General features: G+C 69.3%; 26 protein-coding genes. 10 read left to right on the top strand and 16 right to left on the bottom strand.

Going from position 1 to position 22,646, the window contains the following annotated elements; genetic code table 11:
- Window positions 1–318: 318 nt before the first annotated feature.
- Both gatE and ACNS88_RS12450 read left to right on the top strand, forming a co-directional pair.
- Complete coding sequence (gatE, locus tag ACNS88_RS12445) at window positions 319–2,202, top strand: Glu-tRNA(Gln) amidotransferase subunit GatE (protein ID WP_435098065.1); 1,884 nt, start codon at window positions 319–321, stop codon at window positions 2,200–2,202.
- Between the two features lie 81 nt (window positions 2,203–2,283).
- Window positions 2,284–2,805, top strand: a complete 522-nt coding sequence (locus tag ACNS88_RS12450; RefSeq protein WP_435098067.1) for a phosphate-starvation-inducible PsiE family protein — start codon at window positions 2,284–2,286, stop codon at window positions 2,803–2,805.
- Window positions 2,806–2,812: 7 nt separating this feature from the next.
- Here the strand turns inward: ACNS88_RS12450 and ACNS88_RS12455 are convergent, their stop codons facing one another.
- The gene (locus ACNS88_RS12455; protein WP_435098069.1) at window positions 2,813–3,301 is read right to left on the bottom strand and encodes an Lrp/AsnC family transcriptional regulator; all 489 of its coding nucleotides are present in this window, start codon (window positions 3,299–3,301) and stop codon (window positions 2,813–2,815) included.
- Between the two features lie 182 nt (window positions 3,302–3,483).
- Here ACNS88_RS12455 and ACNS88_RS12460 point away from each other — a divergent pair, with 182 nt between their 5' ends.
- The gene (locus ACNS88_RS12460; protein WP_435098071.1) at window positions 3,484–4,425 is read left to right on the top strand and encodes a DMT family transporter; all 942 of its coding nucleotides are present in this window, start codon (window positions 3,484–3,486) and stop codon (window positions 4,423–4,425) included.
- Between the two features lie 22 nt (window positions 4,426–4,447).
- Here ACNS88_RS12460 and ACNS88_RS12465 read toward each other — a convergent pair whose 3' ends face one another.
- A complete protein-coding gene (locus ACNS88_RS12465; RefSeq protein ID WP_435098074.1) occupies window positions 4,448–5,035 on the bottom strand; it encodes a DUF8526 domain-containing protein in 588 nt (195 codons plus the stop codon).
- A 130-nt stretch (window positions 5,036–5,165) separates the two neighbouring features.
- Window positions 5,166–5,516 carry a 2Fe-2S iron-sulfur cluster-binding protein gene (locus ACNS88_RS12470; protein WP_435098077.1) on the bottom strand — a complete coding sequence of 117 codons (351 nt, stop codon included), beginning with the start codon at window positions 5,514–5,516 and terminating at the stop codon, window positions 5,166–5,168.
- 154 nt (window positions 5,517–5,670) lie between these two features.
- Here ACNS88_RS12470 and ACNS88_RS12475 point away from each other — a divergent pair, with 154 nt between their 5' ends.
- Window positions 5,671–6,654 (top strand): biotin--[acetyl-CoA-carboxylase] ligase, encoded by a 984-nt coding sequence (locus ACNS88_RS12475; protein WP_435098080.1) that lies wholly within the window; start codon window positions 5,671–5,673, stop codon window positions 6,652–6,654.
- Between the two features lie 48 nt (window positions 6,655–6,702).
- On the opposite strand, the gene ACNS88_RS12480 is transcribed toward ACNS88_RS12475, so the two are convergent.
- The gene (locus ACNS88_RS12480) at window positions 6,703–7,227 is read right to left on the bottom strand and encodes a universal stress protein (protein WP_435098083.1); all 525 of its coding nucleotides are present in this window, start codon (window positions 7,225–7,227) and stop codon (window positions 6,703–6,705) included.
- A gap of 127 nt (window positions 7,228–7,354) precedes the next feature.
- Between ACNS88_RS12480 and ACNS88_RS12485 the strand changes: the two genes are divergently transcribed.
- A complete protein-coding gene (locus ACNS88_RS12485) occupies window positions 7,355–7,612 on the top strand; it encodes a DUF5789 family protein (RefSeq protein WP_435098086.1) in 258 nt (85 codons plus the stop codon).
- Between the two features lie 105 nt (window positions 7,613–7,717).
- Window positions 7,718–8,920 carry a redox-regulated ATPase YchF gene (locus ACNS88_RS12490; RefSeq protein WP_435098089.1) on the top strand — a complete coding sequence of 401 codons (1,203 nt, stop codon included), beginning with the start codon at window positions 7,718–7,720 and terminating at the stop codon, window positions 8,918–8,920.
- Window position 8,921: 1 nt separating this feature from the next.
- On the opposite strand, the gene ACNS88_RS12495 is transcribed toward ACNS88_RS12490, so the two are convergent.
- A complete protein-coding gene (locus ACNS88_RS12495; RefSeq protein WP_435098092.1) occupies window positions 8,922–10,781 on the bottom strand; it encodes an aldehyde ferredoxin oxidoreductase family protein in 1,860 nt (619 codons plus the stop codon).
- A gap of 132 nt (window positions 10,782–10,913) precedes the next feature.
- Between ACNS88_RS12495 and yqeC the strand changes: the two genes are divergently transcribed.
- The 3 genes from yqeC to ptsP all read left to right on the top strand — a co-directional run bounded on the left by yqeC (window position 10,914) and on the right by ptsP (window position 13,813).
- Window positions 10,914–11,711: a selenium cofactor biosynthesis protein YqeC gene (gene yqeC / locus ACNS88_RS12500; protein ID WP_435098095.1), complete on the top strand. Its 798-nt coding sequence runs from the start codon at window positions 10,914–10,916 to the stop codon at window positions 11,709–11,711.
- A gap of 78 nt (window positions 11,712–11,789) precedes the next feature.
- Window positions 11,790–12,116: an HPr family phosphocarrier protein gene (locus ACNS88_RS12505; RefSeq protein WP_435098098.1), complete on the top strand. Its 327-nt coding sequence runs from the start codon at window positions 11,790–11,792 to the stop codon at window positions 12,114–12,116.
- Window positions 12,113–13,813: a phosphoenolpyruvate--protein phosphotransferase gene (gene ptsP / locus ACNS88_RS12510; RefSeq protein WP_435098101.1), complete on the top strand. Its 1,701-nt coding sequence runs from the start codon at window positions 12,113–12,115 to the stop codon at window positions 13,811–13,813. The genes ACNS88_RS12505 and ptsP overlap by 4 nt, the downstream gene beginning before the upstream one ends.
- 1 nt (window position 13,814) lies before the next feature.
- Here the strand turns inward: ptsP and dhaM are convergent, their stop codons facing one another.
- The 6 genes from dhaM to ACNS88_RS12540 all read right to left on the bottom strand — a co-directional run bounded on the left by dhaM (window position 13,815) and on the right by ACNS88_RS12540 (window position 19,058).
- Window positions 13,815–14,195, bottom strand: coding sequence for a dihydroxyacetone kinase phosphoryl donor subunit DhaM (gene dhaM, locus ACNS88_RS12515; RefSeq protein WP_435098104.1), 381 nt, complete (start codon window positions 14,193–14,195; stop codon window positions 13,815–13,817).
- Window positions 14,195–14,941 (bottom strand): dihydroxyacetone kinase subunit DhaL, encoded by a 747-nt coding sequence (dhaL, locus tag ACNS88_RS12520; protein WP_435098107.1) that lies wholly within the window; start codon window positions 14,939–14,941, stop codon window positions 14,195–14,197. The genes dhaM and dhaL overlap by 1 nt, the downstream gene beginning before the upstream one ends.
- Window positions 14,938–15,939, bottom strand: a complete 1,002-nt coding sequence (gene dhaK / locus ACNS88_RS12525; protein ID WP_435098157.1) for a dihydroxyacetone kinase subunit DhaK — start codon at window positions 15,937–15,939, stop codon at window positions 14,938–14,940. Before dhaK ends, dhaL begins: the two co-directional genes overlap by 4 nt.
- A 102-nt stretch (window positions 15,940–16,041) precedes the next feature.
- Window positions 16,042–16,617, bottom strand: a complete 576-nt coding sequence (locus tag ACNS88_RS12530) for a DUF7109 family protein (protein WP_435098110.1) — start codon at window positions 16,615–16,617, stop codon at window positions 16,042–16,044.
- Window positions 16,618–16,620: 3 nt separating this feature from the next.
- Window positions 16,621–17,814 carry a glycosyltransferase family protein gene (locus ACNS88_RS12535; protein WP_435098113.1) on the bottom strand — a complete coding sequence of 398 codons (1,194 nt, stop codon included), beginning with the start codon at window positions 17,812–17,814 and terminating at the stop codon, window positions 16,621–16,623.
- Between the two features lie 59 nt (window positions 17,815–17,873).
- Window positions 17,874–19,058 (bottom strand): MFS transporter, encoded by a 1,185-nt coding sequence (locus ACNS88_RS12540; RefSeq protein WP_435098116.1) that lies wholly within the window; start codon window positions 19,056–19,058, stop codon window positions 17,874–17,876.
- Between the two features lie 100 nt (window positions 19,059–19,158).
- On the opposite strand from ACNS88_RS12540, the gene ACNS88_RS12545 reads away from it, so the two are divergent.
- Window positions 19,159–19,329, top strand: a complete 171-nt coding sequence (locus tag ACNS88_RS12545) for an HVO_0758 family zinc finger protein (RefSeq protein ID WP_435098118.1) — start codon at window positions 19,159–19,161, stop codon at window positions 19,327–19,329.
- Between the two features lie 103 nt (window positions 19,330–19,432).
- Here the strand turns inward: ACNS88_RS12545 and ACNS88_RS12550 are convergent, their stop codons facing one another.
- The 5 genes from ACNS88_RS12550 to ACNS88_RS12570 all read right to left on the bottom strand — a co-directional run bounded on the left by ACNS88_RS12550 (window position 19,433) and on the right by ACNS88_RS12570 (window position 22,620).
- On the bottom strand, window positions 19,433–20,548 hold the full coding sequence (locus ACNS88_RS12550; RefSeq protein ID WP_435098121.1) for an aldo/keto reductase: 1,116 nt from the start codon (window positions 20,546–20,548) through the stop codon (window positions 19,433–19,435).
- A 100-nt stretch (window positions 20,549–20,648) separates the two neighbouring features.
- Window positions 20,649–21,317: a helix-turn-helix domain-containing protein gene (locus ACNS88_RS12555; RefSeq protein ID WP_435098124.1), complete on the bottom strand. Its 669-nt coding sequence runs from the start codon at window positions 21,315–21,317 to the stop codon at window positions 20,649–20,651.
- A 179-nt stretch (window positions 21,318–21,496) separates the two neighbouring features.
- Window positions 21,497–21,817 carry a DUF7130 family rubredoxin-like protein gene (locus tag ACNS88_RS12560; RefSeq protein WP_435098127.1) on the bottom strand — a complete coding sequence of 107 codons (321 nt, stop codon included), beginning with the start codon at window positions 21,815–21,817 and terminating at the stop codon, window positions 21,497–21,499.
- A 31-nt stretch (window positions 21,818–21,848) separates the two neighbouring features.
- Window positions 21,849–22,049: a hypothetical protein gene (locus ACNS88_RS12565; protein WP_435098130.1), complete on the bottom strand. Its 201-nt coding sequence runs from the start codon at window positions 22,047–22,049 to the stop codon at window positions 21,849–21,851.
- A gap of 85 nt (window positions 22,050–22,134) precedes the next feature.
- Window positions 22,135–22,620 (bottom strand): metal-dependent hydrolase, encoded by a 486-nt coding sequence (locus ACNS88_RS12570; protein ID WP_435098160.1) that lies wholly within the window; start codon window positions 22,618–22,620, stop codon window positions 22,135–22,137.
- Window positions 22,621–22,646 lie beyond the last annotated feature (26 nt).

Here is a 22,646-nt window from a genome sequence, read left to right on the forward strand (position 1 = left end):
TCGCATTGCTCGCTTCCTGCGGTCCTTGCGTCGTCGGGCTTCGCCCTCGCGCCTGCCCCTTTGAGTCCCACCCGACCGCACAACACCACAGCCTCACGCCTCCCCAGCCTCGTCGGTGGTCCTCCGCTTCGCTCCGGACCACCGACTCCCTCGCGGGCTGTCTCGCGGTCGCCGCTGGCGACCGCTCGCAGGCGCGCCACAGCCGTGATTATTTATAAACCAGGTCCAGTCTTCGGTCCATGACGCCCACACTCACGGTCGATCACTACTCGCGCGAACTGCCACCCTTTTAGTCGCGCGCCGTCGGAGTGAGGCGTAATGAGTACGGACGCGACCCCCGAGTACGACCACGAGGAACTGGGGCTCGTCGCCGGCCTGGAGATCCACCAGCAGCTCGACAGCGCGACGAAGCTGTTCTGCGACTCCCCGACGACCGAGCGCGACCCCGAGGACGCCGACCGCGAGATCACCCGGCAGCTCCACCCGACGAAGAGCGAACTCGGCGAGCTCGACGACGCCGCGATGGAGGAGAGCCGCGTCGACCGCGAGTTCACCTACCTCGCGTACGACACCACCTGCCTCGTCGAGGAGGACGACGAGCCGCCCCGCCGCGTCGACGGCGAGGCGCTCTCAGTGGCCCTCCAGATCGCCGACCTGCTCGACATCTCCGTCGTCGATCAGGCCCACGTCATGCGCAAACTCGTCATCGACGGCTCGAACACCTCCGGGTTCCAGCGCTCGATCCTGCTCGGGCAGGAGGGCGAGATCGAGACGAGCGAGGGGCGCGTGTCGATCGCGGACCTGATGCTCGAAGAGGAGTCGGCGAAGCGCGTCGAGGAGACCGACGAGGGCGTCGTCTACTCGCTCGACCGGCTCGGCGTTCCCCTCGTCGAAATCGGGACGGGACCGGACATCCGGAGCCCAGAGGGCGCCCGCGAGGCCGCGGCGCGCATCGGGATGTTGCTCCGGTCGACGGGCGCGGTCAAGCGCGGGCTGGGGACGATCCGCCAGGACGTGAACGTCTCCATCGCCGACGGCGCCCGCGTCGAGGTGAAGGGCGTCCAAGACCTGCAGGGGATCGAGGACATCGTCCGCGGCGAGGTCGGTCGACAGGCCGAACTACTTGACATCCGCGACGAACTCCGCGAGCGCGACGCGAGCGTCGGCGGCGTCTCGGACGTGACAGATACCTTCGCCGACACCGAGTCGGGTGTGATCCGCGGCGCGCTCGACTCCGGCGGCAAGGTGACAGCGGTTCCCTTGTTCGGCTTCGACGGGCTCGTCGGTCGCGAGATTCAATCGGACCGCCGGCTCGGCACGGAGCTGTCCGACCACGCGAAGCGCAACGGGGCGGGCGGCATCTTCCACACCGACGAGCTGCCGGCGTACGGCGTTACCGCGGCGGAGGTCGACGCCCTCCGCAACGCGGTCGGGGCGGGGGAGGATGACGCGGTCGCCATCGTCGCGGCCGACCCCGAGACTGCCGACCTCGCGATCGAGGCCGCCGCGGAGCGCGCGGAGACCGCCGTCGAGGGCGTCCCCGAGGAGACCCGCGGCGCGAACGACGACGGGACCACCCGCTATCTCCGCCCCTTGCCGGGCGCCGCGCGGATGTACCCCGAGACGGACGTGCCGCCGGTCGAGCCGGACCCCTCCGACGTGGAGCGACCGGAACTGCTCGACGAGAAGGCCGAGCGGTACACGGAGGCGTTCGGGCTCGACGCCGGCCTCGCCGAGCAGGTCGCGTTCGGCCAGCGGTTCCCCCTGTTCGAGACCGCTGTCGACCGCGGCGTCGACCCCACCTTCGCCGCGTCGACGCTGGAGTCGACGACGACGGAGATCCGCCGGGAGGGGGCGCCCGTCGAGAACCTGACCGACGAGCACTTTCTCGACCTGTTCGAGCTCGTCGAGGACGGCGACCTCGCGAAAGAGGGCGTCCCGGAAGTGCTGACGACGCTCGCGGAGGGCCCCGAGCTATCGGCGGCCGAGGCGGTCGAGGAAGCCGGGCTCTCGGGCGTGAGCGAGGACGAGGTCCGGGAAGCCGTAGCGGAGGTCGTCGAGCGCAACGCCGATCAGATCGAGGACGAAGGGATGGGTGCCTTTTCGGGGCTGATGGGCGAGGCGATGGGCGCGCTCCGCGGGAAGGCCGACGGCGAGGTCGTCTCCGACGTGCTGCGCGAGGAGATCGGGAAGCGGACGTAGGGGGTCCTCGCTCTCACGCCGCAGCCGTCCCCGTTCTTTACGTGCGGTGGGCCCCTCTCCCTACTCGAGGGAAGACACTCGATGGACGACTCGCCCGCGGCCGACCGATCGAACGACCCGTCTACGGCTGATCAATCCGACGACCCCCCCGCCCCGCGTACGCGCAGCGACCAGGTCTCAGACGCGACGAGCCGGTTCATCCACGGCGTCGAGTTGGCCGCAGCGGCACTGTTTGCGCTCCTGTTCGGTATCGGCGTTATCGACCTCGCCCTCCAGATCATCGAGTCCGTGCCGACGGGAGAGATCACGGACCCGAACGTGGTCATCGGGTTCATCGAGACTGGCCTGTTGCTGCTGATCATCGTCGAGGTGTACGAGACGGTCGTCGCGTACATCGAGCAGAACGACACCCGGGTGATCGTCAGACTGGTGATCTACACCGGCGTCATCGCCATGGTCCGGAAAGTGATTATCTTCCGGACGTCGGAGTACCCGTCGACGCAGGACGCGCTGTTCGCCGCGGTCGCCTACGGGACGGTAATCTTGGGACTCGTGGCGCTCTTATACGTCGAGCGCACGGTGGGTCCCCCGATAGAGAGTTGATGGCAGCTCAGGCCGACTCCGTCAGCTCTTCGATGAGCGTGTCGAGTTCGTACGTCGCCGGCGCCCGCGACTCGTCGCGCAGGGTCGCGATCGTGAACGTCGAGTTCGTGCGTTCCACCTGCGGGATCGCCTCGAAGTCGCTGATGAGGCGCTCGACGGTGTCGGACGACGAGAGCCGCGCGAGGACGACGAAGTCGGTCTCGCCCATCGTGAAAAACGCCTCCGTCACGCCCTCGACGGCGAGTAGCTCCTCCGCGAACTCCTCGTAGGGGCCCTCGTAGTCCGCGAGCACCTCGACGATGACGGTGACCCCGAGCCCGAGCGCCTCGTGGTCGAAGTCGTACAGGTCGTTCTCGATCACGCCGTCCTCGCGGAGATTGTTCAGCCGGTAGTGGATCGTCGACACCGGAATGTCGGTCTCCTCGTGAAGCCGCTCGGGACTCCCGGTGCCGAGATCCGATATCGCTTTCAACAGCCGCACGTCGCGCTCGTCCATGCGCCCCGTTCTCGTGACGGTCTGTTATATATTACGACCGATGTACTTGAAGTCACGTCCAAGATTTGTTCCTATTTCGGGACCGAGTCGTAAGCAATTCGTATGTGTGATTGTTCATTTCGGATTCCACCAGATTCGAGAGATTAGTTTAACTATCTCCATCGATTTCGAATCAACACTCAATGAAACTGCGGACCCTCCTTTCCAGTCCCGAATCGGTCGTCGCCGCCTTCGTCCTCCTCGCGACCCTGTGGGGTACCTCCTTCGTCGCCATCGAGGCCGGCCTGCACTACTTCCCGCCGCTTCTGTTCGCCGGCGTGCGCTACGCCGTTGCCGGCGCGATCGTGTTGGGCGTCGCCGCGGTGATGTCCGGCAGAACGGTCCCCCGAGGACGCGACGAATGGCTCGGTGTCGCCGTCGCCGGCGCCTTCGTGATCGCCGTCTACCACGGGCTGTTGTACGTCGCCGAGCTCCACATCACGGGCGCGGTCGCCGCGGTGATCGTGAGCCTCTCGCCGGTGTTGACCGCCACGTTCGCGGCCGTCCTCCTCCCGAACGAGCGGCTCGGCTCCCTCGAGATCGGCGGGTTCGCGCTCGGTATTCTCGGGGTGATCGTGATCGCCGACCCGATGGAGGCGGGGCTCGGAAGCGCCGCCCTGTTCGGGGTCGTACTCGCGTTCGCCGGCGCGGCCGCCTTCTCGCTCGGCGCGGTGCTGCTCCGCCCCCTACGGACCGACCTCCCGGTCGCCGCGCTACAGGGATGGGCGATGGTCTCCGGCGCCGGAATGTTGTTCGTCGGCGCCGCCCTGCTCGGCGAGTCTCCGGCGGCGATCGTCTGGAACGCCACGTCGATCGCGTCGCTGTCGTACCTCACGCTGTTTTCGGGCGTCGTCGCGTTCCTGATCTACTTCGCGCTGCTCGACGAGGTGGGACCCTCCCAGCTCCACCTCGTCGGCTACGCGGAGCCGGTCGTCGCCGCGGTCGGGAGCTGGGTCCTCCTCGGCAGCCTGATCGAGGCGGAGGCGATCGTCGGATTCGTCGCGATCCTCGCGGGCTTCGCCGTGCTCGAGCGCCACGAGATCGCCGCCTACATCGGCGTCGAGGAGCCGACGTGGGCCCGCTAACGGTCCGGTACGGCGAGTCCCGCTATCCGTCGATGTCCTCCGTCAGCCCCGTCCGGAGGTCCCGCCCGAAGTAGTGACCGAGCAGCGCTACCACGAGTCCCACCCCGCCGCCGACCGCGACGAGCGGCAGTCCCCACTGCGAGAGGTAGTCGATCCCGATCGGGAGGAAGCCGACGCCGAGGACGCTCGTCACCGCACTCGTCGCGCCCGCCGCGGCCCCGGCGATCCCCGTCTCAACGTATCGACGGGTCGAGAAGGCGAGGCCGAGCAGGAACGCGGCGAGGAGGACGCCGCCCACGGTCCCGATCGTGCCTCCGATGAGCGGGATCAGCCCACCGACGAACACCCCCACACCGACCGTGACGAGCGCGAGCGCGAAGGCTTTCGCCGAGAACCACCGACCGGAGACGCCGATTCTGCCCGCGTCCCCGACACTCCCCGCGCTCGGCTCGGCGGTCGCGGCGCCGCCTGTCTCGGCCTCGGGTTCCTCCTCGCCGCCCGTCTCGGCCTCGGGTTCCTCCTCGCCGCCCGCGAGGTCGTCGTCGAGGAGGTCGTCGAGATCGTCCATCGGGTCGCCGTCGGACGCCTCCCGCTCCTTGGAGGGTTGCATACCGGAGCGTTCGCCCGTGAGACCTTGTGTCTTGCGCCGGGGCGGGCTCGAAGTCCTCTCGCTGGGCCCGCCGCGGTCCCGTGCGACTCGGTAACGCTCGCCGTTTCACCGGAAACCCGGTGTCCCCGGCTCACTCGGCATCGCCCGAATGCTCCCGCGAACCCCACACCAGCTTGTCGACCAGTTCGACGGTCATCGGGCCGTCGACGGTCACCTGACAGGAGAGGCGCGGGTAGCCGAACCGCTCCGCCAGGCGGTCGTGCCAGTGTTCGGGTGAGGGTCCCTCACGGATTCGCACACCGCAGGTCGCACAGAGGCCTCGCCCGCCGCAGTTGAGCCGGCGCGTCGCGGCGGCGTACGGCGACAGGTCCGCCTCCAGGAGGACCCGACGCAGGTTTCGACCGGGTTCGACCGCGAGCTCCGTCTGATCATCGTCGTTCAGTACGGTCAGCGGCACGGTCTCGTCGCCGGAACGAGTCATTCGGGTGCGTTTCGCGTCCCGGACGGATAGTCCTGTGTTTGCTCCGACTATTCGGGGAGAACCGGGGGCCGGAGTCAGACGGGAATCGTGACCCGGAGTCAGACGAGAACCGGGACCCGGAACGGCTTTGCACGCTCGCGCCGACCCCGTCGACATGGACACGCGTCGCGCGCTGCTCGACGCTCTCGTCGACGGTCCGGTCTCCGGTCCCGCGCTCGCCGAGGACCTCGGGGTGTCGCGGGCGGCGGTCTGGAAGGCGGTCGAGTCGCTCCGCGAGGAAGGGTTCGCGGTCGAGTCGGCCGGAGACGGGTACGTCGCGCCTGAGGACCCCGGCTACTCCGCCGCCGGCATCGAGTTCGGGCTCGACGTCCCCTACGTGATCGAGTACCACGACCGCGTCTCGTCGACCAACGACCGCGCCCGCGAGCTGGCGGCAGGGGGAGCCGATGGGATCGCAGTCGTCGCCGACGAACAGACCGGCAGTCGGGGACGACTCGACCGCGAGTGGGTCGCGCCCAGCGGCGGCGTCTGGCTCTCGTTCGCGATCCGCCCCGACGCGCCGCCGGCCCGCGCGCCGCTTTTCACGCTCGCCGCCGCGGTCGCGACGGCCGACGCCTGCCGGGAGGCGGGCGTCGACGCGCACATCAAGTGGCCGAACGACGTGCTCGTGGGCGGTTCCGCGAGCGGGACCGACACCGACGCCGACCCGACCGGTCGCGGCGGTCGCAAGGTCGCGGGGATCCTCACGGAGATGGAGGGCGAGGCCGACCGGATCTCGTGGATCGTTCCGGGGGTCGGCGTCAACGCCAACATCGACGCCGAAGCGCTTCCGGCGGGCGCGGCGTCTCTCCAGGAAGAACTCGGCGAGCCTGTCGACAGGCGTCGGTTCGCTGCGACCCTCCTCGAACGCTTCGCGGCGCTCGCGGGGACGCCGGACCGGATGGATCGGATCCTCCCGGCGTGGCGTGAGCGCGCGAGTACCCTCGGCCGTCGGGTCCGCGTCGACACTTCGAACGGCGCGGTGACCGGTACCGCGGTCGACGTGGAGCCGCCCGGAGCCCTCGTGATCGAGACGGACGAAGGGATCCGGCGGGTTCACGCCGGCGACTGCGAACACCTGCGCGATACCGGCGACTGAGCGGTACTCGTCCAGCTCTGCGAGCGTCCGAAAACCCGTAGCGTCCGGCTAGCTCTGGCCCGTCGTTTCGGTTTCGACCTCGGCTGACGTCTCGCTCTCGACCGCCTTCTCGACGGTCGCGCCCGCCGGCACCTCGCCGTCCAGCCGCACCGTCAGCACGGGGACGCTCGACCCGCGAACGACCTTCTCGGCGACACTTCCGAGGATGAGCCGGTCGATCCCGCCGCGACCGTGCGTCCCCATCACGATCAGGTCACAGCCCTCGTCCTCGGCGTACCGGATTATCTCCCTGCTCGGCGATCCCTCTGTGACTGCCGTCTCGACGTCGAGGTCGGTCTCGACCGCGAGCGACTCGACCTCTCCGGCCGCCTCCTTCGCGTCGTCTCGGAGGAGGTCGCCGACTCCCTCCCACGAGCTCTCCATCGGGATGCCCGCGTAGCTCGCCGTGTCGACCACGTACAGCCCGTGGACGTTCGCGCCGTGGACCGACGCGAGGTCGAGCGCGTGCGCGACCGCCCGCCTCCCCTCGGCGGAGCCGTCGGTCGGAACGAGGATCCGATCGTATAGCGACATACGTTTGCATATACCACGATGTCACCAGTACATAACTCTTTGCGCGTGTTGCCGGTTCTTCGTCGACCGGCGGAGCCGAGATCCCGGCGAAGCGCGCGTTTAAGCCCTCACGCGTTGATATCTAGCTATGACATCCGAAGTTAAACTTTCGCGCGTCGAAAACGAGTTCGACGGACACTCCTACCCGGCCGCCCGCGAGGAGCTCGTCGAGTCCTGTGCCGGCACGACCGTGCTGTTCGCCGACGGCGACGCCGACCTCGGCGAGCTGGTGGCCGAGATCGACCAGGAACGGTTCGAGAGCGCCGAGGACGCCTTCGCCTCGCTCCAGAACGTGCTCCCGATCGAGGCGCTCGGGGAGCCGGGACAGTCCGACGGCGACGCCTGACGGTCGGACGGCAGGCTCTCCCTCGTCACCCATCCCCTCGTCACCCGTCCCCACGCCACGGCGCATCTCGCATCGCTTTTTACTGCGGGTCGCGCACTGATGGTAATGAGTTATCGGATCGGCCTCGTCGGCAAGCCCTCCGTGGGGAAGTCGACGTTTTTCAACGCCGCGACCATGAACGACGTGCCGGAGGGCGCGTACCCGTTCACCACGATCGACCCGACCGTCGGCGAGGCGTACGTCCGCGTCGACTGTGCCGCCCCCGAGTTCGACGAGACCTGCACGCCAAGCGTCGGCGTCTGCCGCGACGGAACCCGCTTCGTCCCGGTGAAGCTCGTCGACGTCGCCGGCCTCGTCCCGGGCGCCCACGAGGGTCGCGGGCTCGGCAACCAGTTCCTCACCGACCTCAACGAGACCGACGTGCTGATTCACGTCGTCGACTTCTCGGGGAAGACCGACATCGAAGGCGAGACCACCGAGGGCCACGACCCCCGCGAGGACATCGACTTCTTAGAGGAGGAGCTCGACGAGTGGTACCTCGACGTGTTGGAGAAGGGCCTCGAGAAGTTCGAGACGCGGTATCACGGCGCAGACGCCGCCATCGAATCGGAGCTCGCCGACCAGATGTCCGCGTTCGGTATTGATAAGGATCGGATGAAACGGGTGGTCCTCGCGGAGGGGCTCGAACTCGATCCCGAGACGTGGGACGACGCCGACAAGGCCGAGCTCGCCCGCGAGATCCGCAAGCGCACGAAGCCGATGGTCGTCGCCGCCAACAAGATGGACACCCCCGAGGCGCAGGCAAACTGGGAGGAGATCACGAACGACCCCGACTACGACCACCTCTCGTTCGTCTCCGCGAGCGCTCACGCCGAAAAAGCACTTAAAAACGCGAACGAGGCCGGCGTCGTCGACTACACGCCCGGCGAGAGCGACTTCGAGATCGTCGGCGACGTCTCCGGCGAACAAGAGGCCGGCCTCGACCAGATCGCCGAGTTCGTCGCCGAGTACGACGGGACGGGCGTACAGGGCGCCCTGGAGGAGGCCGTCTTCGACGTCCTCGGGTGTATCGCCGTCTTCCCGGGCTCCGCGAACGGGAGCAAAGACGAGAAAGGGGTCTTCCGCGACTGTTTCATCCTCCCGGACGGGTCGACGACCGAGGACTTCGCGTTTCACATCCACTCCGATATCGGCGAAGGGCTCCTCCACGGCACCGACTGTCGGAGCGGTCGACAGGTCGGCGCCGACCACGACCTCTCTCACCGCGACGTGATCGAGCTGATCTCGACGAAGCAAGCGGCGCCGTAGGTCAGTCGTCGTTTTCGGAGTCCGGCGCGCCCGCCGCCGACCCGACCGGTGTCGACGCGTCGGGGAGGTCCGCGAGTTCGAGCCGATCGAGTACCAGGGCAGTCGGTCGTCCCTCGCGGTCCCAGCCGCGATACGTGTAGTACTGATCGAGGAGGTCCTCGAACGCCTCAGGGTCGAGACCGTCGTCTGGCTCTTCATCGGTCTCGCTTGCCCCGTCGGTCCCCCGCGTCAGCGCCTCCGGGAGCCCGTCGTCGCTGCGGTCGAACCCCTCTCGGAGATTGAACAGACGCGTGAGCGTCCAGACCCGCTCGCCGAGGAGCCGGATGTCCTCCGGATCACGCTCGTCACCGAGGGCGGCGAGCCACTCCGCGGCCGCCCCCGGGCCGAAGCTCTCGGCGAGGAAGTCGTCGCCGACGAGACACCACAGCGCGGCCCGCCGGTTCTGCTCGTCGGCGACGACGGCGGCCCGTTCGGCGGACGTCCACCCCGGATCGGCCACCGCCTCCGTCTCGACCGGCCGGGCGCGTCGGTGGCAGCCCCCGCGGTCGCCGGTCGCGAACGCCAGCGCCATCGTCGCCGCGCCGCGCGGGTCGTAGGAGGCCAGTTCCAGTCCCTTCACGGTCGGCACGAGGTCGGTTCCGCCGAACCGCGCCGCGGCGGCCGCCACTCCGTCCGCGAGCGCGTCGCCGAGCGGGGTCGACCGGGCCGCGATCTCCTCGATCAGCGCCCTCGCGGCCGACTCGTCGCCGAAGGCCAGTTTGCGGTCGACGCCGTGGTCGGCGGGGTCGATCAACCCCGCGTCGCTCGCGCGAACTGCCCACGCGACCGCGCTGCCGGCGGAGATCACGTCGACCCCGAGCCGGTCGCAGACGCCGCCGAGGGCCGCCACCGCGTCGAAGTCGTCGATCCCGAGTCCCGCACCGAGCGCGATGGGAGTCCCGCCGCGCGGGACGGTGGTGTCGGAGTGGGTGTCGTTCGGACCGTCTCCGTTGGTAGTCGGCACTCGGAACCCGCCCGGGACCGAGTCGTCGGGACGCTCGCGCCCGGTCGCTCGCTCGCTCGCGCGCTCGACGCCGAGTTCTTCGGCGCCGTCGAACCGGCGGGCCTGCCAGCCGCGGGTCGGGAGCACGCCGGTCTCGTCGCCGAACGCGACGCTCTCTAAGGTGTCGCCCGCGGCGAGCCACCGCCCGGCGTCGCTGTCGGCGAACGCCGCCTCGTCGCGGTCCCGGAGGTCGCGGAGCGCGTCGGGAATCTCCGGCACCGGGTCCCGAGCGACGACCGCCTTGAGCCCCTTCCCGCCCATCACCGCGCCCGCGCCGCCGCGGCCCGCGTGGTGGTCGCCGCCGTCGGAGGCGATCGTCGCGTACCGGACACCCGCCTCGCCGGCCGGACCGACGCAGGCGACGGCGGCGTCCAGAAATCTCGCGTCGGTCTCGGCCGCGTCGAGCCCGCGGAGATCGCTCGCGGGCTCGATAGTCGCCTCCCCGTCGGTGAGCGAGAGGGTCACCGGCTCGTCGGCCGCGCCCTCGATCACGACTCCGAGGTGGTCGCCGAGCGAGCCGGCGAGCCGGGCCGCGAACGACCCGCCGCCGTAGGAATCGAGGAACGTGCCCGTAAGCGGCGACTTCGTCACCGCCGCGTAGCGCGGCTCTCCGGGGAGGTAGCCGGTTAGGGGACCGACGACGAACGCGAGTCGATTCGCCGGCGACGACGGGTCGATACCGGGTGCCATCTCGTAGAGGTACCGCGCGCCGAGCCCCTTCCCGCCGACGTAGCGCGCGAGCCATTCCTCGGGGACCGGCTCGCTGCGCACGCGCTCCGCGGAGAGGTCGACGCGGAGCATCCGGTCGGAGACGGTCATCGTACGCGTCCTCGCGGGCGGACGGGATTAAACCACACGCCGGGATCGGTCCACGCTGCGGGACCTGTCCGCCGTCGATCCAGCCTTCCCCGACCGATGGGCTTTCGCCCCAGGCCGACAACGGATCCGGACATGAAGGATGTCGTCGACGCTCTCGGCGCGGCCGCGGGGACGACCTGTCTCGTCGGCGCCGGCGGGAAGAAGACCACGCTCTACGCGCTCGCGGGGCGGCTCGACCGGGCGGTGATCACCGCGACGGTCCGGATCCCGATCTTCGATCGCGAGGTCGGCGCGGTTCGCGTCACCGAGGACCCGGTGGGAGTTCTCGACGAGATCGCGGCGAGCGGCGGAGACGGGCCGGCGGGAGATACAGAATCGGCGAGAGACACCGAGCCGGCGGAAGCCGCCGAGGCGTTTCCGCTCGGCCTCGTGCCGGAGCGCGAGCGCGACGATCGATATCGGGGGTACGATCCGGCCGTCGTCGACGAGATCGCAGCCGCGCACGACGGGCCGATACTTATAAAGGCCGACGGCGCCCGGACGCGCCTTCTGAAGGCCCCGAACGAGCGCGAGCCACAGGTCCCGGCGAGCGCGGATCGCGTGATTCCGGTGGCGAGCGTCGGCGCGGTGGGGGAGCCGCTGACCGCGGAGACCGTCCACCGCCCCGAGCGCGTCGCGGCGATCGCCGACGCGGCGGTCGGCGACGAGATAACGCCCGAACTAGTCGGTCGCGTTCTGGCCCACGAGCGAGGTGGGTTAAAAGGAGTTCCGGACGACGCGACCGCGATCCCGCTCGTGAACGCCGTCGACGACGGCGACGACGAGGAGACGGCGCGAGAGATCGCCGGAGTGGTTCACGAGCGCGCGGACGTGCCGCGGGTCGTCCTCGCGCGGATGATCGAGGGAGAGATCGTCGACACCGTCGAGTGAGAGCGGTTGGTCGCGCGGGATGAGACTGATTGTCCGTCGGAACTCACTTATAAGGCCACGCCGCGCCTATTCGATCGCATGGAACGTACCGTAACGGTGGTGCCGGAAGCGGGCCTTCACGCCCGACCGGCCTCGAAGCTGGTGCAAGCGGCGAACCGGTTCGACGCTGACGTGTCGATCGGCCGCGCAGACGACGGCGACGACGGACTCGTCCGCGCCGACAGCATGCTCTCGGTGAGCGGGCTGAACGTCGGCCACGGCGAGTCGGTCCGCGTCGTCGCCGAGGGCGCGGAGGCGGCCGACGCGCTGGACGCGGTCTGCGACCTGCTCACGAGCGAGGTTGAAGCCGAAGGCGACGGGGACGACGCGGGAGACGAGGCCGCCGACGGCGGTGACTCGACGTGAGGACGCTCACCGGCGTGGGGAGCACGCCGCTGTCTGGCGTCGGCACGGCGCGCTGGTATCGTCCCAACGCCGACCTGACGCTCCCCGACCGCCCCGACCCGTCCGCCGTCGACGCCGACGCCGAGCTGAGCCGATTCGCGGACGCTCGCGACGCGGCCCGCGAGGCGCTCCGGGACGCACGCGACCGGACGGCCGAGCGCGTCGGCGAGGAGGAGGCGGCGGTGTTCGAGGCCCACGAGCAGTTCCTCGACGACCCGGAGCTGGTCGGGGACATCGAGGACGCGATCGCTGACGGGACGCCCGCCGAACACGCCGTGAACGACCGCTTCGCGGCCGCGATCGAGCAGTTCGAAGCGCTCGACGGGAAGATGGCCGAGCGCGCCGACGACCTGCGAGACGTGCGGGACCGACTGCTCCGCGTCGTTTTAAATGCTGACGCCCTCGCCGACCTTGGTGACCTCCCGGCGGGAACGGTGCTGCTCGCCGAGCGCCTCACCCCGAGCGACACCGCGGAACTGGACCCGAGCGTGGTCGCCGGGATCGCGACCGTCGCGGGCGGCCGAACGGCTCACGCCGCGATCATCGCGCGGTCGCTGTCGATCCCGGCGGTCGTCGGGGTCGGCGAGTCGCTCCGCGAGATCGAGGACGGCTTCGAACTGCTCGTCGACGGCGAGGCGGGACGGATCGTCGTCGATCCCGACGCCGCGACCCGCGAGGCCGCCGAGGGCGACGCGGCGTCAGCGGTGTCCGAGCGCGTCTCGACCGCCGACGGGCGACCGATCGAGGTGGCCGCGAACGTCGGGAGCGAGGCGGAGATCGCCCCCGCGACCGAGCGCGGCGCCGACGGGATCGGTTTGTTCCGCACGGAGTTCCTCTTTTACGACCGCGAGAGGGCCCCGACCGAGGACGAGCAGTACGAGGCCGTGATCGACGCGCTGTCGGCGTTCCCGGATGAACGAGTCGTCGTCCGGACGCTCGACGTGGGCGGCGACAAGCAGGTGCCGTACCTCGACCTGCCGAGCGAGACGAACCCCTTCCTCGGACGGCGGGGGATCCGGCTCTCGCTCGACGAACACCGCGACCTGTTCGAGACGCAGCTCCGGGCGCTGTTGCGCGCGGCGGCCCACGAGGCCGGCGAGGGGCTCGCGGTGATGTTTCCGCTCGTCTCACGGATCGAGGAGGTCGAGGAGGCGGTCTCGGCGGTCGAGGCGGTCGCGGCCGACCTCGACGCGGAGGGGATCGACCACGCGATTCCCGACTTGGGCGCGATGGTCGAGACGCCGGCCGCGGTCTTCCTCGCGGACCGCCTCGCCGACCGGCTCGACTTTCTGAGCATCGGGACGAACGACCTCACGCAGTACGTGATGGCGGCCGACCGCGAGAACGACGGCGTCGCCGCGTACCACGACCCGCTCCATCCCGCGGTGTTGCGCGCGATCGACCGCACCGCGTCGGCCGCGGCGGAGACCGACGCGTGGGTCGGGATGTGCGGCGAGATGGCCGGCGATCCGGCGTTCACGGAGCTGCTCGTCGGCCTCGGGCTCGACGAGCTCAGCATGAGTGCGGTGACGGTACCGGCGGTGAAAAGTCGGATCCGAGAGATCGACACGGCGGAGGCGAGCACGCTCGCCGACGAGGCGCTCGCCTGCGAGACGCGGGCCGAGGTGCGGGACGCCCTCGGCCTCGACGGGGACTGAGCTAGAGCTTCTCCATTCCCCGAGCCGCTTCGGCCTGCTCCGTCACCGAGTCGAGCGTGGCGGACGGGTCGGTCGCCGCGACGGCCGCGTTGACCGCGCCCTCAAGTACGGGCGCGTCGGCGATGACCGCCTCCGCGTCGCTCAGTTCGACGGCGACGTCGGCGTTCATCACCGCGCTGCCCAGATCGACGAGGACGACGACCCCGTCGCCGTCATCGGCGGCGTCGATGGCGTCCTGGATCGCGTCCGGGACGGTGCCGATCCCGCCCTGTCCGTCGCCGCCGACGGGTTCGATCCGGGTGTCGCCGGCCATCTCGGCGGCGACCTCGACGATCCCCTCGGCGGCCCGCTCGCTGTGGGAGACGACGACGAGTCCGACCATCAGTCGTCCTCCGCCGCCGCAGCGTCATCGTCGGCCGACTCGTCCGGAATCGTCGGCGAGGTCGCGTCGACGTCGGGTATCTCGCTGTCGAGCGCGTCGGCGGCGACCGCGAGTATTTCTTCGAGGAGGTACAGCGTGCTCGTCGCGCCGGGGTCCTGATGTCCCACCGACCGCCAGCCGAGGTAGGAGGCCCGTCCCTTTCGGGCTCGAATCGGCACCGTGAACGCGACGCCTCGCTCCGCCGCGTCGACCGCCTTCGCGAGCGCTTCGAGCGGCGGGAGGTCGTCCGTCTCGACCGACTTCTTCAACGTGTGGACCGCCGGGGTGAGCGCGTCGACCATCGTCTGGTCGCCCACCCGAGCGTCCCCGCGGTCCTCGACCTTCTCCAGGTAGGTCTCGGCGAACGCCACCGCGCTCTCGGCCGTGACCCCGTCGTCGAGCTCGGCGCTCGCGAACACGAGCGACCCGCCGAACAGGGGGCCGGAGGCCCCGCCGACCTCGGCCATGAGCGTCTTGCCGACCGTCTTACAGACGGTCTGGGGATCGGGGTCGTCGAGGTCCCGGGCGGCCTCGGCGGCGGCGGCCCAGCCGCGCGCCATGTTCCCGCCGTGGTCCGCGTCGCCGATCGCGGAGTCGAGCTCGGTCAGGTGGTCGCGCTCGTCCTCGATGCGTTCCGCGACCGCCTCGACAGTTGCGACGACGGCGGCGCCGTCTGAATCGGCCTCGCTCGGCTCGTCCCCGCTCATTGCGTCTGAGTGAGCGCGGGGGTGTCCGCCGGCGCGCCGAACAGCTCCTTCAGCTCGTCGTCGACGGCGCAGACGGTGATCGATGCGCCCGCCATATCGAGCGAGGTCATGTAGTCGCCGACCCACGCGTCCCACGTCTCGAGATCGTGGTCGCCGAGCAGCTCCTGCAGCCGGCGGTTGACGACGAACAGCTCCATCTGCGGGGTGCCGCCCATTCCGTTGACGATCGTGAGTACCTCCTGTCCGGAGTCGAGTTCGAGGTCGTCGAGGACGGCCTCCGTCAGCGCGTCGGTAATCTCGTCGGCGCTCATCACCTCCGTGCGCTCAGTTCCCGGCTCGCCGTGGATCCCGATCCCCAGTTCGATCTCGTCGTCGCCCAGGTCGAAGGTGGGTTCTCCCTTCTCAGGAGTGACACACGAGGTGAGCGCGGTGCCCATGGTGCCGACGTTGTCGATCACCTTCTCCGCGACGCGTTTGACCTCCGACAGGTCGGCGCCTTGCGCGGCCTTCGCGCCGGCGGCTTTGTGGACGAGAATCGTCCCGCAGACGCCGCGGCGGCCGGAGGTGTACAGCGAGTCCTCGACGGCGACATCGTCGTCGACCACGACGCTCTCGACCTCGACGCCCTCCATCTCGACGAGTTCGATGGCGGTCTCGAAGTTCATCACGTCGCCCTCGTAGTTCTTGATGATCGCGAGCACGCCGTCGCCCGCGTCGCAGGCGTCGATGAGCGCCTCGAACTCGTCGGCGGTCGGCGAGGAGAACACGTCGCCCGCGGCCGCGCCGTCTAACATTCCGTCGCCGATGTAGCCCGCGTGGGTCGGTTCGTGGCCGCTTCCGCCGCCCGTCACGAGTGCGACCTTCCCCTCGACCGGCCCGTCGTCTCGGACCATCACCTGGGTGTCCGGGAGCCGCCGGAGGCGGTCAGGGTACGCTGCGGTCATCCCGTCGAGCATCTCGTCCACAACGTCGTCCGAGCCGTTGATCAGCTTCTTCATTGCCACAGACCATGTCACCCGCTGTGACATTAAAGATAGTGTCTCCGGAAGTCACAGCGGTCGTCAGTGTGGCAGTACCGGATCGATCGAGCGTGAAGGGGGTCATCCCTCCAGTTCGTCGACGATCCGCTCCCGCACGGCGCCGGCGTCGACGGGCGCCCACGCCTCGATGTCGTATGTCACGTCAGCGAGACGTTCCAGCCGCTCTGCGTCGCTCGCCTCGATCGCGGCGACCGCGTCCGCGGACAGCCGCTCCAGCACGGCCTCGGAGAGCGTCTCCCGGTCCACGTCGCGGTCGGGCACGTCGAGAATGTGCGGGAGGTCCTCGGCGTCCGCCGGCAGCGAGGGGAACGCGGCCGGGCCGACCGCGAGCGCGATCGCGTCGTCGTCGCTCCCGTCCGTGGGGTCGGCGGGCTCCGTCACCGCTTCCAGTGTGTTCCCCGGTCCCATCTCCGAGAGCGCTGCGGGCGGCGCGGGGACGAGCGCGTACTCCGCGACGGCGACGTCGATGGCGGCGGCGATGGCCTCGTCGTCGACCTCGGACCGCTGTTTATAAGCGAGTTCCGAGAGCGCCCGCGACAGCTCCTCGCGGGTGAGCCACTCGAACAGGTCGACGACGCCGGCAAGATCGTCGCGGGCGGCGACGCTGGGCGTGTCGGCTCCGGTCCCGTCTCCCATGGATTACTCCTCTCCCGCCGTGGAATCGGTGTTCGGACCCTCGGGCTGTTGGCGGTCGCCCTCCCGCGGCGTCCGGTCTCCAGCTCCGGAGTGTTCTTCGCGCGCCGCCGCGAGATCGGCCCGCGCCGCGTCGGCGACTTCGGCGGGTGTGACCGGCGCGTCGCGCCACGCCGGCAGGCGAGTGTCCGGCCCCGGCTTGCCGAGGGCGTCGGCGTACGTCGCGACCTGCTCGCGCTCGTCGGCGTGGTCGTAGTCGAGCCCGTTGAACGCGGCGTCCGTCCCGTAGCCGTGGATCAGCCCGTCGGCCGTCTCGCGGTAGCGGTCGGCGAGCGTATCGTAGTCGATCGCGACGCCGGCGCCCTCGACCGCTCGCAGCGTCGCCTCGCCGACCGCCCGACTCATGTCGGCGAGCCCGGTCGGCCCGTCGACGGAGCGGTGATCGTGTTCGTACCGCCCCAAGTCGACCTGCGCGCTCCCCGCGAACCCGGCGTGTGCGAACACCTCGCCGAGCGTTCCGACCTCCAACCCCCAGCCGCGCTGGACCCGGCACCGCGAGACGAGGTCGGTCGTCGCCGCGAACTCTCCGGCGAGCGCGTAGCGGAACGCGTCGAGGTACTCCAGTACCCCCGGCTCGCGGCGGTCGGTCGCGTCGGCGAGCGCGCGAACTAGCGGCCTGAAGAACAGCCGGAACAGCCGCCCGTACAGCGACCCGTCTTCGACGCGGGCGTAGTACCCCTTCGAAAACTCGTGGCCGTGCGCGAGCGGGAACAGCAGTCGGTTCAGGAAGTCGGGCGAGTACGTCTTGGTGTCGGCGTCGTGGACGACGACGAACTCCTCCGGTAAGGCGCGACCCAGCCCGAGCCACACGTCTCGGCCCTTCCCGCGGCTCCCGTCGAGCCCGCGGTCGGCGAGCAGCTCCGTGAGCCGCGGCCCGCCGCACCACAGGGGCTCCACGTTCACGTCGAAGCCGCCGAGCCAGTCGGCGAAGGGCCCGACGCGCTCGGCAGACGCGCGGAGGGGGACGACGACGCGGGCGGGGTCGACCGACTCCAGCGCGGTCAGGACTCGGTCGGCGGCGAGCGTCCCGTACTCGCGCTCCGTCATCGGCACGACGACCGCGGCCCGGCCGGTTGGGGCGTCCGGCTGGTGGTCAGTCAACGCGTGCAGCGTGGTCACGCGCTCTTGGACGTACTCCATTTATCAGTCGTACGGGCGGGACGCCCTAAATAGGTCCGATACCCGCGGTCCCCTGCCGGTCAGGCCGGGCGCTCCGTCCCCGCGGCGCCGCCGGGGACCCGACCGAGACGCTCCAAGGCCGCGTAGGCGACGACGACGAGCGAGAGGCCCCCGGCGAGCGAGAGAAACACCGCGTCGTAGCCGGCGCCCGCCTCGATCGCCTCGCCGACGACCCACGAGCCGGCCGCCTGCGTCGTCATCATCCCGGCGGAGAAGACGGCGTACGCCGACGCGCGCGACTCGTCCGGCAGCGACGCGAGCAGGTAGGTGTCGCCCGCGGGAAACAACATGTGGATGGCGAAGCCGACGACGATGCTGGCGGCGACGACCGCAACCAGTCCGGAGGAGACGACCACGAGGACGACGCCGCCGATGAACGTCGACACGATCCCGAGCAGGTACGGGACGTGGGGGAGGCGGTCAGCGAGGTCGCCGGAGACGAGAAACGCGGGGACGCCCGCGGCGAAGATCACCGTCAGCAGGTTCCGCGCCGTCCTGGGCGGGAGCCCCTTATCCACCATGTACAGCTCGTAGAAGTTGAACAGCCCCTGCCAGACGAAGCTCGTGAGGCCCATCAGCACGACTCCCGCCAGAATCAGCTTCCACTCCGAGAGCGCCCCGCCGACGAAGTCGGTGTCGCCCGTGCCGGCGTCCGGGAGGTCCGTCTGACGAGCGAGGACGGCGAAGACGGCGGTCGAGGCGGCGGCGGCGAGCGCGAGGCCGTAAAAGGCGAGCCGCCAGTCGTACCACAGCGCGACCGTGACGGCGGGCGCGGCGGCGACCGCGGCGAGCTGGCTCGCCATCCCGTGAACGCCCATCACGCGCCCGACGCGTGCCGGGAACAGCTCCGCGATAAAGGGGTTGGCGGCGACGAAGTACACGCCGGACGCCAAGCCGATCGCGAACGCGGCGACCATCAGCGTCGGGACGCCCGGTGCGAGCGCGACGCCGAGCGCGCCGACCGTCAGCATCGCTCCGGAGGCGAGGACCACGAACTGGCGGGAGAAGCGCGTCAGCGCCCAACCGGCCGGCAGCCGCGGGGCCGCCGAACCGAGCCACGCGAGCGTGACGATAAGTCCCGCCGTCCCCTCGCCGATTGCAAACTCGCTGATGAACTCGCCCACGAGGGGTGCGAACACGACCCGCGCGAAGTTGACGAGGAAGACGATCGCGCAAAGCGATCCGAACAGCCGATTCCGTGACACGGGCGAGATTCTCGGCGGCGGGAGACAAGCGTTGCGAAAGCGCCGCGTCCGACCGGCGTCGTACGGGGTTTTTATACCGTCTCGCGATCAATCTCGGTTCATGAAATCGACGCGGAAAGGACTTCGCGACGGCGACCTGTTCAAAGACACGTACGAGCGGCTGAACTGTGCCGACTGCGAAAAAGTTCTGAAAAAGAAGAACGATCCGGACGAGGTGTTCTCGGTCCGCGTCTGCCCCGAGTGCAAAGCCACTTATAAAGAACTCCGCTGACGCCCTCGTCTCCCGGTGCACTGTCGTCGAGACCGCCCGTCCCCGCGTCCCCACGATTTCCGTCACTCCGCGCCACTTGGTCCCTTTTTATCGCCTCGCGTCGCTATTCGAACACCGCGTCGAACGCCGACGCGCCGAGGGGGTCGAACGTCCCGGCGGCGACGTTCTCGCGGAGGTGGTCGAGGTCGTTCGTGCCGACGAGCGAGGCGGTGACCGCCGGCGCGCTCCGCGCGAAGTTGAGCGCGCGCTGCGCCGGGGTCTCGCCCGCGAGCGTCGCGTCGACCTCCGCCGGGATCGCGCCCTCAACGGCAAGTTCGCCTTGGCCGATGCTCGCGCTCGTCACCACGGAGAGGCCGGCCTCGTGGGCGAGCTCCAGCGTGGAGACCGGTTCCGCGTCTGAGTCGTCGTCGCCGGGCGGACGTTGATTCCGTCGCGTGAACGCGTCCGCCATCGCGACGTTAAAGGGGAGCTGGATCGCCTCGAACCCGTGGTCGTCGTCGGGGCCGATCGCCTCGCCAGCGGCTTCGGCCCGCGCGAGGACCTCCGCGAGCGAGAGGTATCGGTCGTCGCCCTCGGCGACCCGGAACGCGTCCCACGTCGCGACGCCGTAGGCGCCGACGTCGCCGGCGGCGCGCCGCCGCTCGAGGAGTTCGAAGGCGGCCTCCAACCCGTCGTACACCGCCTCCCGAGAGCGCGTCGCCAGCTGCGTCTCCGGGTTGTGGACGTAGTAGCAGTCGATCGCGTCGAGGCCGAGTCGTTCCAGCGAGCGGTCGAGCGACCACTCCAGGTAGTCGGGCGTTATCGCGTGCGCCCCGTTCGCGAGGTCGGCGGGCGCGACGATGCCCGGCTCCACGAACCGCTCGCGGACGTAGGCGGCGGGGTCGTCGGGTCGCTCGCCGTCGAACGGGAGGAACCCGCCCTTGGTCGCCACCACGACGGCGTCGCGACCGATCGGGGAGTTACGGACCGCCTCGCCGACGACGCGCTCGGCGCGCCCGCACCGGTAGTTGACGGCGGTGTCGACGTGGTTCACGCCGGAACGGAGCGCGAGGTCGATCGCCTCGCGGGAGTCGTCGTCGACGGCGGGGGTCGGGTCGCCGAGGTACGTTCCGAGCCCGACACTGGAGGCGACGCCCGGGCCGAACCGGCGGAAGTAAGTGCGCCCGAAGGCGTCGCCGAACTCGTCGCGGTAATCCCAGAGGGCCTCACGGGTCGCCATGTGGTCGAGTAGTTGGTTCACCGGTAAAAGTCGAGCGGGAAGTCGCCTCGCGGTCGACTCCATCACTCCGCGGTCGACTCCATCACTCCGCGGGAGGCGGTCAGTTGATGAGTTCGGCCGGGTGGTCGTCGACCATTAACGTGTCCCGAATGAGCGCGTCGACGCCCCGTCGCAACCGTTCGGAGAGCGCCTGATGAGAGATACCGAGGTCCGCGGCGATGTCGACGAGTTCGACCCCGCGGGGGACCGTGTAGAATCCTTGTTTCCAGGCGGTCGTCAGGGCCTCGAACTGCGCGTCGGTGAGCCCGTACCGGCCCGCCGGCTGGCCGCTCATCTCGCGGATCGCGATCATCTCCAGGTCGATGTCGTGCTCCTTGCAGTGGGCCATCGTTTCTCTCACGCCGTCGTGAGTCGGGAACATGAGACGGACGATCCAGCGCCCGTCGCTCGTCGTCGCCGTCAGGATCGTCGCTTGGTTCGTCACGAGCGTCTCGAGCAGGCCCTGGACGTTGTTGATCCATTTCATCCGGTACAACCGCCGGTCGGCGTGATCCGAGAGTAACTCGACTTCCTCTGTCGTGGGATCGTCTACGAGGACCGAATCGAGGTTGTCGTGGTCGGCGGCGCTCGCCCAGATAAGGGGCATCACGCTGGTGTCGCACGTCTCAACCACACCCTCAACCTCGAAGCTCGCGTTCGGAACCGACGAGAGCGTCTCAGAGAGAACGAACGTTTCGTGCGGAAGAGCGGCTGACAGTAGCGTGACCATGGCGGTCGCTCCCTTACTGGAGCTTTATATTAAAACAAGAGTATAGTTCACAATTAAATCACGTTATCAGTGTACTAATCTGACCAGTATGAGATCCGGAGAATCATCTCGGGGATCGCCCGTGTGGGTCCCGCCGTCGCCGAGGGGAACGCGCCGTCGACGAGCGCGTCGTACTGCCGTCAGTCCTCTTCGACCGCGACGATCTCCTCCTCAGGCGCGCCACACTCCGGACACGACTCCGGCATCCCGCCCTCGAGGTCGCCCATCTCCCCGCACTCCGAACACCGCCACATCAGGTACCCCTCACCGAACTCCTGCCCCGGAATGGTCTCCGCGTCGTCCCCCCCGGTCGAGCCGCTCTCTGTGGTTGCGACCTCGAACCCGTCACCGGTGTACTTGCTTACCTGCCCGAGGACCTGTCCGTCCTCGTCGTACACCGACTCACCGGGGGTGACGAGCTTGTCGTCCGGGTCCGCCCCCGCCTCCGTGTCTTCGCTCATGCTGGACACCTCCGAGGGCCGGACGGCGATCTCATCGGAGCCTCCGGTACAGTCGGGTGAGGGCGGAGGCGACCACGCCCAAGCCCGGCACCCATATCGAGACGATGGCCGCACCGAGCAAGAGGACCCCCAACCGGTTGTCCCGACGGGCGAACGCCACGGCGGCGTCGAGCAGGGTCGATGCGATTCCCAGTCTCTGTAGTGTTTGTCCGCCGCGTATCGATCGTCCCATGGTACAGCTACAGAGTCGAGATACAATAGCGTCGGGCTTGCATCCGCAGGCTCTTCGCCGGGAAATCGTCCCTGAGAAGTCCCGGTCAGCCCCCGAAGGACCGACCGCCGAGGTACGCGTACAGCCCGATGTTGACGAGGACGCCGGCGACGAGGAGCCCCCAATTGACGACGGGGTTGTTGTACCAGACGAGGTCGACGCCAATCGACCCACCGTAGATCGGCCAGAGCGGTTCGATGGAATCGGCGAGGTCCGGCGCCGAGAGCATATCCGCGAAGACGTGGGCGAGTCCGGGGATCCAGACCGTCAAGAAGCCGAATCGGATGCTGTGGGCCGCCGCTTCGGGGGACAGCCAGTCTGTGTCACCGACGACTGCCTCGACGACCTTCCCGACAACGGGACCGATGACCGCGGCGAGGATCGTCACCACGAGTACTGTGTGGAACACTCCGTGGTGTTTGACATCCTCACCGCCGTGAACGTCCCGTTCACTGAACCTCGGTATCCATCTCGTCGATCGCCTTTTCGGTAGAACACGGTTTGTCCGTCCGTGACCGTCCCTCGCGACGATCGAGACAACCGTCCGTAGTCAGAACG

The organism is Halorubrum shenae (assembly GCF_051194165.1).
In the GTDB taxonomy this organism is placed as follows: Archaea; Halobacteriota; Halobacteria; order Halobacteriales; family Haloferacaceae; genus Halorubrum.

What these genes read in the sequence shown, in the direction of transcription:
- gatE (WP_435098065.1), top strand. Translation starts at nt 319, where the DNA reads ATGAGTACGGACGCGACCCCCGAGTACGACCACGAGGAACTGGGGCTC.
- ACNS88_RS12450 (WP_435098067.1), top strand. Translation starts at nt 2,284, where the DNA reads ATGGACGACTCGCCCGCGGCCGACCGATCGAACGACCCGTCTACGGCT.
- ACNS88_RS12455 (WP_435098069.1), bottom strand. Translation starts at nt 3,301, where the DNA reads ATGGACGAGCGCGACGTGCGGCTGTTGAAAGCGATATCGGATCTCGGC.
- ACNS88_RS12460 (WP_435098071.1), top strand. Translation starts at nt 3,484, where the DNA reads ATGAAACTGCGGACCCTCCTTTCCAGTCCCGAATCGGTCGTCGCCGCC.
- ACNS88_RS12465 (WP_435098074.1), bottom strand. Translation starts at nt 5,035, where the DNA reads ATGCAACCCTCCAAGGAGCGGGAGGCGTCCGACGGCGACCCGATGGAC.
- ACNS88_RS12470 (WP_435098077.1), bottom strand. Translation starts at nt 5,516, where the DNA reads ATGACTCGTTCCGGCGACGAGACCGTGCCGCTGACCGTACTGAACGAC.
- ACNS88_RS12475 (WP_435098080.1), top strand. Translation starts at nt 5,671, where the DNA reads ATGGACACGCGTCGCGCGCTGCTCGACGCTCTCGTCGACGGTCCGGTC.
- ACNS88_RS12480 (WP_435098083.1), bottom strand. Translation starts at nt 7,227, where the DNA reads ATGTCGCTATACGATCGGATCCTCGTTCCGACCGACGGCTCCGCCGAG.
- ACNS88_RS12485 (WP_435098086.1), top strand. Translation starts at nt 7,355, where the DNA reads ATGACATCCGAAGTTAAACTTTCGCGCGTCGAAAACGAGTTCGACGGA.
- ACNS88_RS12490 (WP_435098089.1), top strand. Translation starts at nt 7,718, where the DNA reads ATGAGTTATCGGATCGGCCTCGTCGGCAAGCCCTCCGTGGGGAAGTCG.
- ACNS88_RS12495 (WP_435098092.1), bottom strand. Translation starts at nt 10,781, where the DNA reads ATGACCGTCTCCGACCGGATGCTCCGCGTCGACCTCTCCGCGGAGCGC.
- yqeC (WP_435098095.1), top strand. Translation starts at nt 10,914, where the DNA reads ATGAAGGATGTCGTCGACGCTCTCGGCGCGGCCGCGGGGACGACCTGT.
- ACNS88_RS12505 (WP_435098098.1), top strand. Translation starts at nt 11,790, where the DNA reads ATGGAACGTACCGTAACGGTGGTGCCGGAAGCGGGCCTTCACGCCCGA.
- dhaM (WP_435098104.1), bottom strand. Translation starts at nt 14,195, where the DNA reads ATGGTCGGACTCGTCGTCGTCTCCCACAGCGAGCGGGCCGCCGAGGGG.
- dhaL (WP_435098107.1), bottom strand. Translation starts at nt 14,941, where the DNA reads ATGAGCGGGGACGAGCCGAGCGAGGCCGATTCAGACGGCGCCGCCGTC.
- dhaK (WP_435098157.1), bottom strand. Translation starts at nt 15,939, where the DNA reads ATGAAGAAGCTGATCAACGGCTCGGACGACGTTGTGGACGAGATGCTC.
- ACNS88_RS12530 (WP_435098110.1), bottom strand. Translation starts at nt 16,617, where the DNA reads ATGGGAGACGGGACCGGAGCCGACACGCCCAGCGTCGCCGCCCGCGAC.
- ACNS88_RS12535 (WP_435098113.1), bottom strand. Translation starts at nt 17,814, where the DNA reads ATGGAGTACGTCCAAGAGCGCGTGACCACGCTGCACGCGTTGACTGAC.
- ACNS88_RS12545 (WP_435098118.1), top strand. Translation starts at nt 19,159, where the DNA reads ATGAAATCGACGCGGAAAGGACTTCGCGACGGCGACCTGTTCAAAGAC.
- ACNS88_RS12550 (WP_435098121.1), bottom strand. Translation starts at nt 20,548, where the DNA reads ATGGCGACCCGTGAGGCCCTCTGGGATTACCGCGACGAGTTCGGCGAC.
- ACNS88_RS12555 (WP_435098124.1), bottom strand. Translation starts at nt 21,317, where the DNA reads ATGGTCACGCTACTGTCAGCCGCTCTTCCGCACGAAACGTTCGTTCTC.
- ACNS88_RS12560 (WP_435098127.1), bottom strand. Translation starts at nt 21,817, where the DNA reads ATGAGCGAAGACACGGAGGCGGGGGCGGACCCGGACGACAAGCTCGTC.
- ACNS88_RS12565 (WP_435098130.1), bottom strand. Translation starts at nt 22,049, where the DNA reads ATGGGACGATCGATACGCGGCGGACAAACACTACAGAGACTGGGAATC.